The organism is Ornithinicoccus halotolerans (genome assembly GCF_009602535.1).
Lineage (GTDB): Bacteria > Actinomycetota > Actinomycetes > Actinomycetales > Dermatophilaceae > Ornithinicoccus > Ornithinicoccus halotolerans.
The window spans coordinates 1-13462 of the sequence record NZ_WIQI01000001.1; the positions used below are offsets into that span (position 1 = coordinate 1).

The 13462-nt window shown below is 70.3% G+C and carries 13 protein-coding genes; all 13 read left to right on the forward strand.

All coding sequences use genetic code 11. From position 1 onward, the window contains the following. On the forward strand, nucleotides 1-552 hold a 552-nt coding region (locus GFJ45_RS00005), incomplete at its 5' end, for a glutamate ligase domain-containing protein (protein WP_323368700.1). Next, nucleotides 549-1829: a putative lipid II flippase FtsW gene (gene ftsW, locus GFJ45_RS00010; RefSeq protein WP_153392475.1), complete on the forward strand. Its 1281-nt coding sequence runs from the start codon at nucleotides 549-551 to the stop codon at nucleotides 1827-1829. The genes GFJ45_RS00005 and ftsW, both read left to right, overlap by 4 nt. After that, nucleotides 1826-2968, forward strand: a complete 1143-nt coding sequence (locus GFJ45_RS00015; RefSeq protein ID WP_153392478.1) for a UDP-N-acetylglucosamine--N-acetylmuramyl-(pentapeptide) pyrophosphoryl-undecaprenol N-acetylglucosamine transferase — start codon at nucleotides 1826-1828, stop codon at nucleotides 2966-2968. Before ftsW ends, GFJ45_RS00015 begins: the two co-directional genes overlap by 4 nt. A 23-nt stretch (nucleotides 2969-2991) precedes the next feature. After that, nucleotides 2992-4542: a UDP-N-acetylmuramate--L-alanine ligase gene (gene murC / locus GFJ45_RS00020; RefSeq protein WP_228386238.1), complete on the forward strand. Its 1551-nt coding sequence runs from the start codon at nucleotides 2992-2994 to the stop codon at nucleotides 4540-4542. Continuing rightward, nucleotides 4542-5393: a cell division protein FtsQ/DivIB gene (locus GFJ45_RS00025; protein ID WP_153392481.1), complete on the forward strand. Its 852-nt coding sequence runs from the start codon at nucleotides 4542-4544 to the stop codon at nucleotides 5391-5393. The genes murC and GFJ45_RS00025 overlap by 1 nt, the downstream gene beginning before the upstream one ends. 170 nt (nucleotides 5394-5563) lie before the next feature. Beyond that, nucleotides 5564-6814, forward strand: coding sequence for a cell division protein FtsZ (gene ftsZ, locus GFJ45_RS00030; RefSeq protein WP_153392484.1), 1251 nt, complete (start codon nucleotides 5564-5566; stop codon nucleotides 6812-6814). Between the two features lie 442 nt (nucleotides 6815-7256). Then, nucleotides 7257-7472, forward strand: coding sequence for a Flp family type IVb pilin (locus GFJ45_RS00035; RefSeq protein WP_153392487.1), 216 nt, complete (start codon nucleotides 7257-7259; stop codon nucleotides 7470-7472). Nucleotides 7473-7570: 98 nt separating this feature from the next. Continuing rightward, nucleotides 7571-7948, forward strand: a complete 378-nt coding sequence (locus tag GFJ45_RS00040; protein ID WP_153392491.1) for a TadE/TadG family type IV pilus assembly protein — start codon at nucleotides 7571-7573, stop codon at nucleotides 7946-7948. Beyond that, nucleotides 7936-8937 carry a pilus assembly protein TadG-related protein gene (locus tag GFJ45_RS00045; protein ID WP_153392494.1) on the forward strand — a complete coding sequence of 334 codons (1002 nt, stop codon included), beginning with the start codon at nucleotides 7936-7938 and terminating at the stop codon, nucleotides 8935-8937. The genes GFJ45_RS00040 and GFJ45_RS00045 overlap by 13 nt, the downstream gene beginning before the upstream one ends. Nucleotides 8938-8956: 19 nt before the next feature. After that, nucleotides 8957-9781: a Flp pilus assembly protein CpaB gene (cpaB, locus tag GFJ45_RS00050; protein WP_153392497.1), complete on the forward strand. Its 825-nt coding sequence runs from the start codon at nucleotides 8957-8959 to the stop codon at nucleotides 9779-9781. Further along, the gene (locus tag GFJ45_RS00055; protein WP_153392500.1) at nucleotides 9778-10974 is read left to right on the forward strand and encodes an AAA family ATPase; all 1197 of its coding nucleotides are present in this window, start codon (nucleotides 9778-9780) and stop codon (nucleotides 10972-10974) included. The genes cpaB and GFJ45_RS00055 overlap by 4 nt, the downstream gene beginning before the upstream one ends. Nucleotides 10975-10976: 2 nt before the next feature. Continuing rightward, nucleotides 10977-12506, forward strand: a complete 1530-nt coding sequence (locus GFJ45_RS00060) for a CpaF family protein (RefSeq protein ID WP_153392503.1) — start codon at nucleotides 10977-10979, stop codon at nucleotides 12504-12506. Continuing rightward, complete coding sequence (locus tag GFJ45_RS00065) at nucleotides 12503-13456, forward strand: type II secretion system F family protein (RefSeq protein WP_228386239.1); 954 nt, start codon at nucleotides 12503-12505, stop codon at nucleotides 13454-13456. Before GFJ45_RS00060 ends, GFJ45_RS00065 begins: the two co-directional genes overlap by 4 nt. Nucleotides 13457-13462: the final 6 nt, after the last annotated feature.

The window sequence follows — 13462 nt, forward strand, 5'->3', positions numbered from 1 at the left end:
GCCCGCGCCGCCGGCGTCCCGCCGGCCGCGGTCAGGGAGGGGATGCGGGCGTACCGGCCGGAGGAGCACCGCACCACCGACCTCGGCGAGGTGGGCGGGGTCCGCTGCGTCAACGACTCCAAGGCCACCAACCCGCACGCCGCGGCGGCCGCGCTGGCCGCCTACCCGAGCATCGTGTGGGTCGCCGGCGGCCAGCTCAAGGACGCGCAGGTGGAGGAGCTGGTCCGGCAGGCGGCGCCGCGGCTGCGGGCGGCGGTGCTGCTCGGGCAGGACCGCGGTGTCATCGCGGCCGCGCTGGCACGACACGCCCCCCACCTCCCGGTGGAGCAGGTCGCCGCCGGAGACACTGAGGACGTGGACGCCGTCATGGACCGTGTGGTCGGGCGCGCGCTGGAGTTGGCGCGCCCCGGCGACACCGTGCTGCTCGCTCCCGCGGCGGCCAGCCTGGACATGTTCCCCGGCTACGGGGACCGCGGCCGGTCGTTCACCGAGGCGGTGCGCCGCCGGCAGCAGGCACCCCCCGGGGCGCCGGGGAGCGGAGCCGGCGCGTGACCACGCTGACGCGGCCCTCGTCCCCGCCGGCCAGCCCGGGAGGTGAGGCGGGGCAGGCCTCCCTGCTCGCCACCGCCCGGGAGCGGCTGGCCAGCCCGCTGGCCCCCTACTACCTGCTCGTCGGCTGCACCGTGCTGCTGGTCGGCCTCGGCCTGGTGATGGTGCTGTCGGCCTCCAGCGTCAGCTCCTACCAGGACAGCGGCAGCTCCTACACCGTCTTCCTCAACCAGCTCGTCTACGCGGGGATCGGGGTCGCGCTCTGCGTCATCGGGTCCCGGGTGCCGGTCCGGGTTTGGCGACGCACCGCCTACCTGGCGGTCGGGCTCGCGGTGGCGCTGCAGGCGCTGGTGTTCAGCCCGCTCGGCATCACCTTCCAGGGCAACCGCAACTGGGTGGCGCTCGGGCCGTTCACGCTGCAGCCCTCGGAGCTGGCCAAGGTGGCGCTGGTGGTGTTCGGCGCGGCGGTGCTGGCCAACAAGCGCCGGGTGCTCGGGCGCATCGGGCACGTGCTGTTCCCGTTCGTCATCCCGGTCGCGGTCACCCTGGTCGGCCTGGTGGTCGCCGGCCACGACCTGGGGACCGCGCTGATCATGCTGGCCATCGTCGGCGGGATGCTGTTCGCCGCCGGTGTGCAGGCCCGCTGGTTCCTGCTGGTCGGTGCGCTGGCGGCCGGTGGTGCCGCCTACCTGACGCTGGCCAGCGCCAACAGGATGACCCGCATCCAGACCTGGATCGGCGGCACCTGCACCGACCCGCACGTGGCCGGCTGCTTCCAGAAGGTGCACGCCGAGTACGCCCTCGCCGACGGCGGCTGGTGGGGCGTGGGCCTGGGCGCCAGCCGCGAGAAGTGGTCGCTGCTGCCCGAGCCGCACAACGACTTCATCCTGGCGATCATCGGCGAGGAGCTGGGACTGCCGGGCACCTTCTCGGTGCTGCTGCTGTTCCTCGTGATCGGCTACGCCGCCTACCGGATCGTCGCCGGCAGCCCGGACTGGTTCGTGCGGGTCGGCGCCGCCGGGATGATGGTGTGGATCGTCAGCCAGGCGATGCTCAACATCGGCTCGGTCATCGGCATGATGCCGATCATCGGCGTGCCGCTGCCGCTGGTCTCCTCCGGCGGGTCGGCACTGATCGCGGCGCTGCTCGGGATGGGGCTGCTGCTGGCGTTCGCCCGCTCGCTGCCCGGCTGCCGGGAGCGGCTCGCGGCCCGGCCCTCGCTGCTGCGGCGCACCGCGGCGGTGCTGCCGCTGTCCGGCCGGCTGGGGGGCCGCACATGACCCGCTCGCTGTCGGTCCTGCTCGCCGGTGGCGGCTCGGCCGGCCACGTGAACCCGCTGCTGGCCACCGCCGACGCGCTCGCCGAGATGGCCCCGCAGCTGCAGCTGGACATGCGGCAGACGGTGCTGGGCACCGCCGAGGGGCTGGAGGCGCGGCTGGTGCCGGCCGCGGGCTATGAGCTGCGCACCGTGCCGAAGGTGCCGCTGCCGCGCCGGCCCGACTCCACCGTGGTCCGGTTCCCGCGTGCGATGCGGACCGCGCTGGCCGGCGCCCGGCAGGCCGTCCAGGAGGTGGCGGCCGACGTGGTGGTCGGCTTCGGCGGCTACGTCTCGACCCCGGCCTACCTGGCGGCCCGCCGCGCCGGGGTGCCGATCGTGGTCCACGAGCAGAACGCCCGGCCGGGGCTGGCCAACCGGCTCGGTGCCCGGTTCACCCCGCACGTGGCGGTGACCTTCCCTACCACCCGGCTGCCGCACGCCACCGTCATCGGGCTGCCGATGCGCCGGGAGATCAGCGAGCTGGACCGGGGGGCGCTGCGGGAAGAGGCGTGCGTCCACTTCGGCCTCGCGCCGGAGGCGACGACGTTGCTGGTCTTCGGCGGCTCGCTGGGCGCCGCCAGGCTCAACGACGCCTTCGCCGCGGCCGCCGGCGACCTGGTCGGTGCCGGCGTCCAAGTGCTGCACCTGACCGGCGCGGGCAAGCCGGTGCGTCCCGCGCTGCCGGAGGGGTCCGGCCCCGCGGGGGCGCCTCGGGTGCCGTACGTGGCGGTGGAGTACACCGACCGGATGGACCTGGCGCTGTCGGTGGCCGACCTGGCGGTGTGCCGCGCCGGTGCGGGCACCGTCAGCGAGCTGTCCGCGGTCGGGCTCCCGGCGATCTACGTGCCGCTGCCGATCGGCAACGGCGAGCAGCAGCTGAACGCCCTGGACGTGGTCACCGCCGGGGGTGGCCGGCTGGCCAGGGACGAGGAGGTCGACCCCGCCTGGGTCCGTGACCAGGTGCTGCCGCTGGCCCGCGACACCGACGCGCTGCGGGTGATGAGCCGCGCCGCCGCGGCCGTGGGCACCCGCGACGCCGACACCCGGCTCGCGCGGATGGTGCTGGCCGCGGCCGGCGTCGTCACCGACCGGGGAGCCTGAGGGTGGCCCCCGGGAAGGGTCCCGTGCCCGGCGCGGCCCCGGAGACCCCAGTGGCGCGGGCGCAGCCGCGGTTCGACTTCACCGCTGCCGTACCGCCGGCCGAGGAGCTCGACCCCGTCCACTTCATCGCCATCGGGGGCACCGGCGTGTCCGGGGTCGCCCGCCTCTACCTGGCCCGCGGCGCGACCGTCACCGGATCCGACGCCAAGGACTCCGCGGTGCTGCACCAGCTGCGGCACGAGGGCGCGACCGTCCACGTCGGCCACCACCCGGCCCACCTCGGGCAGGCGCGGACCGTGGTGATCTCCGGCGCGGTCCGCGAGTCCAACCCCGAGCTGGCCGAGGCCCGCCGCCGCGGGCTGCCGGTGCTGCACCGTGCCCAGGCCATCGCCGCCCTGCTGTCCGGGCCCGACGGGCAGCCGGCCGCGGCGCCCGGTGGCGGCACCTTGGTGCCGGTCGCGGTGGCCGGAGCCAACGGCAAGACCACCACCAGCGCCATGCTCACTGTCGGGCTCCGGGCCGCCGGGGCCGACCCCAGCTATCTCCTCGGCGCCCCGATCACCGGGCTGGCCAACGCCGGCGCGGGCACCGGCCGGGCGTTCGTGGTGGAGGCCGACGAGAGCGACGGCTCGTTCCTGGCCTACCGCCCGCAGGTGGCGGTGGTCACCAACATCAAGGCCGACCACCTGGACTTCTACGGCGACCTGGCGGCGATCGAGGCGGCGTACGCGCAGTTCGCCGGCACCCTCCGCCCCGGCGGGCTGCTGGTGGCCTGTGCCGACGACGACGGCGCTCGCCGGCTGGCAGCGCAGGTAGCGGCAGCGGACACCCGGGTCCTCACCTACGGCACCGCCCAGGACGCCGACCTGGTGCTGGAGCAGGTGGCGCTGGAGGGCATGACGTCGCGCGCCCGGCTGCGGTGGGGCCGTGACCTGGCCGGCCTCCCGGCGGGCACGACCCGCGAGCTGGTGGTGCCGGTGCCGGGGGAGCACAACCTGCTGGACGCGGCCGCGGCGCTGCTGGCCGCCACCGAGGGTGTCGGCAGCGACGTGGACGTCGCCGTGGAGGCCGTGCTCGCCGGCCTGGCCGGCTACCCGGGCACGCACCGCCGGTTCGAGCCGCAGGGCACCGCGGGCGGCGTGACGGTCGTGGACGACTACGCCCACAACCCGGACAAGGTCGCCGCGGTGGTGCGCGCCGGCCGGGCGGTCGCCGGGGACGGGCGGCTGGTGGTGGCCTTCCAGCCGCACCTCTACTCGCGCACCGCGGCGTTCGCCGCGGAGTTCGCGGCCGCGCTCGCTCCCGCCGACCAGGTGCTGCTGCTCGACGTCTTCGGCGCCCGCGAGGACCCGATGCCGGGGGTGACCGGCGGGATGGTCGCCGACGCGCTGGCGCGCCGGGACGACTTCGAGGGTGAGGTGGGCTTCGAGCCAGAGCGGGCGCAGGCCGCTACCGCGCTGGCGGGGCTGGTGCGCCCGGGGGACCTGGTGCTGACGGTGGGCGCCGGGGACGTGACCGGGGTCGGGCCGGAGCTGCTCGACCTGCTGGGGCAGACCGAGCAGGAGGTGCGCTGATGCTGTGGCAGCGGCGCCGGAGGGGCGCGCTGGGCGGGGCCCACGAGCGGTTCCAGGAGCGGATCGCGCAGGTGCGGGCCCGGCCGTGGAAGGTCACGGCGGTGGTGGCCGGATTCCTGGCCGTCCTGGCGATGACGGTGTGGCTGCTGGGCTTCTCGACGGCGTTCGTGGTGGAGGAGGTCGAGGTGACCGGTGCCGGGAAGACGCTGCGCGAGGACGTCGAGGCCGCGGCCGCGGTGCCGATGGGAGAGCCGATGGCGCGGGTGAGCACCGCGGGTGTTGCCGAGCGGGTGCTGCAAAACCTGCGGGTCGCCGAGGTGAACGTGGGCCGGAGCTGGCCGTCCACGGTCACCATCGAGGTCACTCCCCGGAAGCCGGCGCTGGCGGTCTCGCAGCCGGGTCAGGACCTGCAGTTGGCCGACGCCACGGGGGTGGTCTACCGGACGGTCTCGAGCCGCCCCGACGGCGTGCCGCGGGTCACCGTGCGCCAGGAGGAGACCGAGCCCGAGCAGCTGGTGGGGGTGCTGGATGCCCACGCGGCGCTGCAGGACGTGCTGCCGCGGGGGGCCGCCCGCCAGGTGGGCCGGCTGGAGGTGACCCGCACCGGCGACCTGCAGCTCAGCATCGGCAACCTCGACGTCGTCTGGGGCGACCCGGAGCGGCACCAGCTCAAGGCCACGGTGGTGCGGGCGCTGCTGCGCAACGAGCACATCGGTCCCAACCGGGCCGAGACCGAGACCGACCAGTGGGGCGTGGAGCAGCCCGTCGAGCCGATGGTGATCGATGTGCGCGACCCCGAGACACCGACCGTCACCGGGCTGCCGGCGGCACCCGAGGACGAGGAGTCCTGAGCACGAATCCGGCCTGGTCCGGCTCCCACCAGCAGCTCGCTCCGGTCAACCTCTACCTCAGGTTCAGGCCTGCGGCGCTGCGCAGGTTGCGTTTGTAGAGTGCGGGAGCACGGACAGGGTCCGAGGCATCCAGGACAGCAGCATCCCAGTAGCAGCAAGGAAGGCGCACCGTGTCAGCAGCGCAGAACTACCTGGCCGTCATCAAGGTCGTCGGCATCGGCGGCGGTGGTGTGAACGCCATCAACCGGATGATCGAGGTCGGTCTGAAGGGCGTGGAGTTCATCGCCATCAACACCGATGCCCAGGCCCTGCTGATGAGCGATGCCGACGTCAAGCTCGACGTCGGCCGTGACCTGACCCGCGGCCTCGGCGCCGGCGCGGACCCCGAGGTGGGGCGCAGGGCCGCCGAGGACCACACCGAGGAGATCGAGGAGGCCCTGCGAGGGGCGGACATGGTCTTCGTCACCGCCGGCGAGGGTGGCGGCACCGGCACCGGCGGCGCGCCCGTCGTGGCCAAGATCGCCAAGCAGATCGGCGCGCTGACGATCGGGGTGGTGACCCGGCCGTTCACCTTCGAGGGCCGCCGCCGAGCCAACCAGGCCGAGTCCGGCATCTCGGGGCTGCGCGAGGAGGTCGACACCCTCATCGTCATCCCGAACGACCGGCTGCTGTCGATCAGCGACCGTGCGGTCTCGATGCTGGACGCCTTCAAGAGTGCCGACCAGGTGCTGCTCTCCGGTGTGCAGGGCATCACCGACCTGATCACCACGCCCGGCCTGATCAACCTGGACTTCGCCGACGTCAAGTCGGTCATGCAGGGGGCAGGGTCGGCGCTGATGGGGATCGGCTCGGCCAGGGGAGAAGATCGTGCGGTGCAGGCCGCTGAGCTGGCGATCTCCTCCCCGCTGCTGGAGGCCAGCATCGAAGGGGCGCACGGCGTGCTGCTGTCGGTGCAGGGCGGTAGCGACCTCGGCCTGTTCGAGATCAACGAGGCCGCCCGGCTGGTGCAGGAGGCAGCCCACCCGGAGGCCAACATCATCTTCGGCGCGGTCATCGACGACTCCCTCGGTGACGAGGTGCGGGTCACCGTCATCGCCGCCGGCTTCGACGGTGGTGCCCCCGTCACCCGCCAGGACGACCGTGCGCTCGGCCAGGTGCAGGCCGGGGGTGGCGGGCGTCAGGGCCAGCCGGCGCAGGAGCGGCAGCCCCAGCCCGCCCAGCCGCCTCAGCAGCAGGCCCGGCCCGTGCCGCAGCCGCAGGCACAGCCCGCCCAGCAGGAGCAGCCGCAGCAGGGCAACGGCGTGCCGCCGCAGCCGCAGCCCCAGCGCGGTGAGGGCAACCAGGTGCCCCCGCAGCAGCCGCCAAGGACGGTGACCTTCGAGGAGAGCGACGACCTGGACGTGCCAGACTTCCTCAAGTAAGACCGCGTCGCGCGGCGCAGCTGACCAGCAGAGGGCGGCCACCCACGTGGGTGGCCGCCCTCTGCTGTCGCGTGCCGAGGTCCGCCTGAGCGATGCTCAAGCGGCCTTACTAGCTGTGACCTTGATCACAGTTGTCTCGATCTTGAACGACTCTTTACCGACGTGCCGGTGGACCGCCAAGCGCCTGACCTGCGGTTCCCTCACGATCGGGTCAACGACAGGTATGGAGGTAGTCAAGAAGCGTTATTTAACCGTGACCTTTCAACTATTGAAGCGACGGTCACGAGGTGTCACAGTTCGAACAGGTCCGGAGCATCCCGCAAGGTTCCTCTCCGGGTCTCAAGGCTCCAGGTGCACTTCCTGAGACTCACGGAGCCAGTTCCAAACCCATCCCGTGTCGGCCGCCCATCGGGGGCACCGGCGTCCAACAGAGGAGAACCTCATGCTTGCTGTTGCCTACTACCTGCAGACCATCAAGGACCGCTTCGCCGCTGCCGACAACGAGCGGGGCGCCACCGCGGTCGAGTACGGCCTCATGGTTGCCGCCATCGCGGCCGTCATCGTGGGCATTGTTTTCACCCTCGGCGGCCAGGTCAACACTGCGTTCGAGACGGTCTCCAACGCCATCACCGGCGGGGGCACCACCACCACTAACTGACCGGGGTAGTGACCTGTTGGGCGGGCCGGCCTGTGGTCGGCCCGCCCAACAACATCGCGGCACCTAACGCTTGTGAGCAGGCCAGAGAGGGGGAACTGATGGAACAGCACGCGCAGGAGCGCGGCGCAGCCGCTGTCGAGTTCGCCCTCGTGGTCCTTATGCTGCTCACCCTCGTCTTCGGGGGGCTGGAGTTCGGACGCTTGTGGATGATGCAGTCCTCCCTCTCTCAGGCCGCGCGCGACGCCGCCCGAGAGTTGGCGATCAAGAAGGACAGCGCAGACGTCCAGGCCCGCCTTGACGAAGTCTTCATCTTCGGCAGCCCCACCTACACCCAGACGGCCTGCCCAGCGTCATCCGATCCCACTGTCGTGGACTCAGCCCAGGTCGTCGCCAGTTTTGAGGCCAGCTTCATGACCGGTTTCTTCGGCGACGGTCTCACGCTCACTGGAGAAGGGATCATGCGATGCGGCGGGTAGGCGTACGGGATGACCGAGGAGCTATTGCTGTCATGGCTGCCTTGTTGCTGGTCGTACTGATCGGTGCCACTGGACTGGCTGTCGATGTCGGCGCGAGCTACGCCAAGCGCCAGGAAGCACAGAACGGTGCGGACGCGGCAGCACTCGCTGTCGCCCAGCAGTGCGCCGTGGACAACGACTGCACGACCGCGACACTGAGCGCGGCCAAGCAAGGGATCGCCGATGACTTCGCGACCGGCAATCTGCGCGGCGCGCCGCTGCTGAGCGCCGAGGGCACCGTGGACCCCGACGCGCGCACGGTCACGGTGACCGTACGCAGCGAGAAGCAGAACTACTTCATGCCCGTGCTGGGAGCGGATGCCACCTCGGAGGTGGCCGCCGAGGCCACCGCTCAGTGGGGGGAGCCCGCCGGCGGGACGGCGATGCTGCCGTTCACGTTCTCCGTGTGCGAGCTAAACAAGGCGGGGCCGCCGCCCACGCCAGCAGTCACTCTCTACTTCCCGAAGCACCACCCCGATGGCACGACCTGTACTTGGGGTCCGGACAGCAACGTGATGCCTGCCGGCTTCGCCTTCGTCGGCGACTCCGGAGACTGCTCGGTGTACGTGGACCCCGACAACGCATGGGTCCGTTCCCAGACGGGCAGTGACGTGCCATCGGAGTGCACCGCCGCCTACTTCCAGTCCATGGTCGGTGAGGTGGTGCTGATTCCCGTTTTCGACAGCTGCCGGACGGGCGGGTCGCACTCGCCGGAGTGCCCGCAAGAGCTGTCACTGCCAGCAAACGCGAACGAGTACCACATCTACGGCTTCGCCGCCTTCAAGCTCCACGGCTATTACCTGAACAACACCTACAAGTACAGCGCGCCCTGTGGCTCGCCCCAAAAGTGCCTCCGGGGAGAGTTCGTGAAATGGGTCGACCTTGAGGCTGCCCTCGAATACGGCGAGGCGCCCGACTTGGGCGCATCGACCGTCATCCTGATCGACTAGAAAGAGCCAAGGGGACATCATGGTCCGCCGTATCGTCGCCGCACTCGCGGCCCTCATCCTCGCCGCCGTGGCCATCGTCCTCGTCGTCGCGTACACCAGCAGCGCCGACGAGCGGGCGCTCGCGGGGCAGGAAACCGAAAGCGTCCTGGTCGCCACCGCCGCGATCCCGGAGGGGACATCGGGCGACGCGCTCACCGAGCTCGTTGAGAACCAGCCGGTCCCGCGCAACTACCTGGTTGACGGGGTCGTGAGCGACCTTGCCGACCTGCAGGGGCGCATCTCGACGACACGGATTACGCCGGGGGAGCAGATCGTGGCGTCCCGGTTCGCCACGCCAGAGGAGCTCCGCGCCCGAGATGAGTTCACGTTGCCCGAGGAAGCGGCGGACTTGCACCAGCTCACGATCCCGCTGACCAAGCCGCAAGCGCTTGGCGGCAACATCGCACCGGGCGACCGCGTCGGAGTGTTCGTCGCTATGGAGCCGGAGTACCCGGAGGAGGAGTCCGCGGGTGAGGAGAGCGACGGGGAGGACAGCGAACCCGAGACTTTCAGCATGGCTCACGTGGTCCTGCACAAGGTCCTCGTCGTCCGTGTGGAAGGCGGGTACGTGGAACCGCCGCCAACCCTCGACGAGGAGGTGGAGGCCCAAGAGGCCGAGCCACAGCAGGCGGAGGACACCATCCTGGTGACGCTCGCCATGCCGGCCCCCGACGTGGAAAAGATGGTCTTCGCCAAGGAGTTCGGCCAGGTGCACCTCACCTACGAGCCTGAGGGCGCCGACGAGAACGGCACCGAGCCCGTCGTCGTCACCTTCCCCGAGAATGTCAGGGACCTGTTCGAATGAGCGCCATTATCCTCTCAAGCAGCTCGACGGACTTAGCCCGACGTATCAGGCTGGCGACCGCCAAGGACCTGCTTGTCATCCGGCCAGAGCAACTACCAGCAGTGCCGGCCCAGGTGATGGCCATTGCCAACGGCTCGGGTCCCATGACGACGCTCGTCATTGATCCCGATGAGGGAGGGGAGAAGTACGCCTTCGACCTGGCGCGCCGGTTCGAAAAGGAGCACCCGGACGTGAGCGTGCTCCTGGTGACCGACAGGGCCAAGGAGCTGGGGCTGTCGGCCCTACGCTCGGGTATGCGCGACCTGATCGAGGAGACCGCCAGTGTCGAGGACATCCGACTGACGCTGGATCGTGCGGAGCGCGCCCGGGCCGCCGCCTTCCAGAGCGAGAAGGCAGGTCCCCGGGAGGGCGCCGACTCCGTCCCGGCCCGGGTCGTGACGGTTGCCTCCCCCAAGGGCGGCGTCGGCAAGACGACACTGGCTACCAACATCGCTGTCGGGCTGGCGCAGCAGTCCTCCCAGGAAGTCGTCCTGGTCGACCTTGACATCCAGTTCGGCGACGTCGCGGCTGCGTTGAACCTGGAACCGCAGGCCACGCTTGCCGACGTCGTCCACGGCCCGGCCCTGACCGACTCCATGACTCTCAAGGCCATGTTGACGCGCCACGAGACGGGGCTGCACGTGCTGTGTGGGGCCAAGTCACCGGCGGAAGCCGACGGGATGACACCGGCCCATGTGGGGCAGATCCTGACCCACCTTGCTGCGCAGTTCCGGTACGTCGTCATCGATACGGCCCCGGGGCTTTCGGAACAGACCCTCGCGGCTCTGGACCACACGACCGACCTGGTAGTGGTCACCAGTCAGGACGTCCCGGGAGTGCGGGGCCTGCGCAAGGAGCTTGAGCTGCTCGACGCCCTCGATCTGGCACCGGCTACTCGACACGTGGTGCTCAACTTCTCCGACAAGTCGGGCGGGCTCTCGGTCCGGGATGTGGAGAAGACCATCAAGCGCAAGGTGGACCTCGCCCTGCCCCGCCACAAGAAGGTCGTGCGCTCGACGAACCAAGGAGTCCCCCTGGTGCTGCACGGCGGCCGCGACCGCGTCGTCAAGGAACTGCAGAACTTGGCCAGCTGGTTCGTTCCGGTGACCGTGCGCCACGACGGTGGCCTGGCCCGTCACGGCAAGGAGCGATGACGATGCGGCTCTCGGAAAGACTTCAGGCGACCAGGTCAGCCAAGACAGGCACGTCGTCACCCGCACCGCCGGCGCCTCCCCCGAGCGACGGCCCAGGCCACAACACAGCGTCGGGTCAGCGCCCCACAGTGACCGCCCCATCTGCTCCAGCAACAGCCGGCGAGACGCCGCCTGCTGAGGCGGCGAGCGCGACCCCTGCTGCAGAGGTGCCTGTGTCGGCGCCTGCACCGATGACTGGTGGCGGCAAGTCTGCGGCGCTGATGAAACTGAAGCAGGAAGCCAGCGACAGCCTCTACGAGCGCCTGGGCGCCCGGTTGACCGACAGCTCGCTCGGTGAGGACCAGCTGCATGAGCTGGTGCGCAAGGAGCTGGCCGGGATCGCGAGTTCCTCCTCGATCCCGCTGACTGCCGAGGAGCGTCGCCGCCTGATCCGTGAGGTCACCGACGACGTGCTGGGCTACGGCCCATTGCAAGCACTGCTCGATGACGACACGATCACCGAGATCATGGTGAACGGCCCCCACAAGGTCTACGTGGAGCAGAACGGCCGTCTGAGTCGGACCGACACGGAGTTCACCACCGAAGAGCACCTGCGGCGGGTGATCGAGCGAATCGTCACCCGCATGGGACGACGCATCGACGAGTCCTCGCCTCTGGTCGATGCGCGGCTGGAGGACGGCTCGCGTGTCAACGCCGTAATCCCCCCGCTTGCCTTCAGCGGATCCACGCTCACGATCCGGAAGTTCGGCAAGAAGCCGTTGCTGGTCGAGGATCTCATCGCGAGAGGCAGCATGTCACCGCAGATGGTGGAGCTGCTTCGCGGCTGCGTGCAGGCCAAGCTGAACATCCTCGTGTCCGGAGGGACCGGCACTGGGAAGACGACGCTGCTCAACGTGTTGTCGTCCTTCATCCCTGACGACGAGCGCATCGTCACGGTCGAGGACGCAGTCGAGCTGCAGCTGCAGCAGGACCACGTGGTCCGCCTGGAGAGCCGGCCGCGCAACATCGAGGGCAAGGGCGAGGTCACCATTCGTGACCTGGTGCGCAACTCACTGCGCATGCGGCCGGACCGCATCATCGTCGGCGAGGTTCGCGGAGGAGAGTCCCTCGACATGTTGCAGGCCATGAACACCGGCCACGAGGGCTCCCTGTCGACGCTCCACGCCAACACTCCCCGGGACGCCATCTCCCGTCTTGAGACCATGGTGCTGATGGCTGGTATGGACCTGCCGCTGCGAGCCATCAGGGAGCAGATCGCCTCGGCCGTGGACGTCATCGTCCAACTCACGCGCCTTCGCGACGGGACTCGCCGCGTCACCCAGGTCACCGAGGTCCAAGGCATGGAGGGAGAGATCCTCACCCTCCAGGACGCCTTCACCTTCGACTACTCCGCCGGCGTGGACCCCAACGGGCGATTCCTCGGAACCACGAAGTCGACCGGCGTCCGGCCGCACTTCACCGATCGCTTCCTCGAGCAGGGCGTCCCGATGCCGTTCAACATCTTCGACACGGACTCAGTGGGGCTGCGATGAGCTGGACGATGCCGCAGGTCGACCAGGTGACGGTCGCCCTCTGCCTTCTGGTGACCGCGGCGGTGCTGGGCGTCTGGGCCATCCTGGCTCCGGGCAGCCGACTGGGGCGCGACCGGCGACTTCACGGGATCGAGCAGCAGCAGTCCACGTTGACGCGTGCGACCGACGCCACCACGGCGGCCATCGATGCCTTCATCAAGCAGCGCTCGGACTCGCCCAAGGCTGCGAACGCGCTAGACCGCGCCGGCATTCGGATGCGGGTCGCGGACTACGTCTTGATGAGCATCGCGGTGACACTGGCGACCCTCGCCCTAGGTGCGGTGCTGGCCAATGTCTTCGTGGGCGTCATCATGGGCGGCGTCGCCGCGGCCGGTTGCTACTTCAACGTCATGATCAAGGCCGACCGGCGCAAGGCGGCCTTCGCCGACCAGTTGGACGACATGCTGCAACTCCTGGCCAGCAGCCTGCGCGCGGGCCACAGCCTGCTGCAGAGCCTGGACTCGGTCGCTCAGGAGCTTGACGAGCCCGCCTCCAACGAGATCGCCCGCATCGTCAACCAGGTCCGCGTCGGCCGCGATCTGGGCTTAGCCATGGATGAGGTGGCCGAGCGGATGGACAGCGACGACTTCCGTTGGGTCGCCCAGGCCGTGGCGATCCACCGCACCGTGGGCGGCAACCTCGCCGAGGTGCTGGACACGGTGGCTGAAACCATTCGCGACCGAGGCCAGATCCGCCGCCAGGTGAAGGCACTTGCTGCTGAGGGAAAGTTGAGCGCCGTCATTCTGGTCGCGCTGCCCGTCTGCATGGCCGGCTTCCTGAGCTGGGCGAACCCCGCTTACATGTCTCGGCTGGTCGACAACATGCTGGGTCTCATCATGATCACTGTGGCGGTACTGCTGCTGATCGTCGGCTCTTTGTGGCTCCGCAAGATGGTCACTATCAAGTTCTGAGGTCTC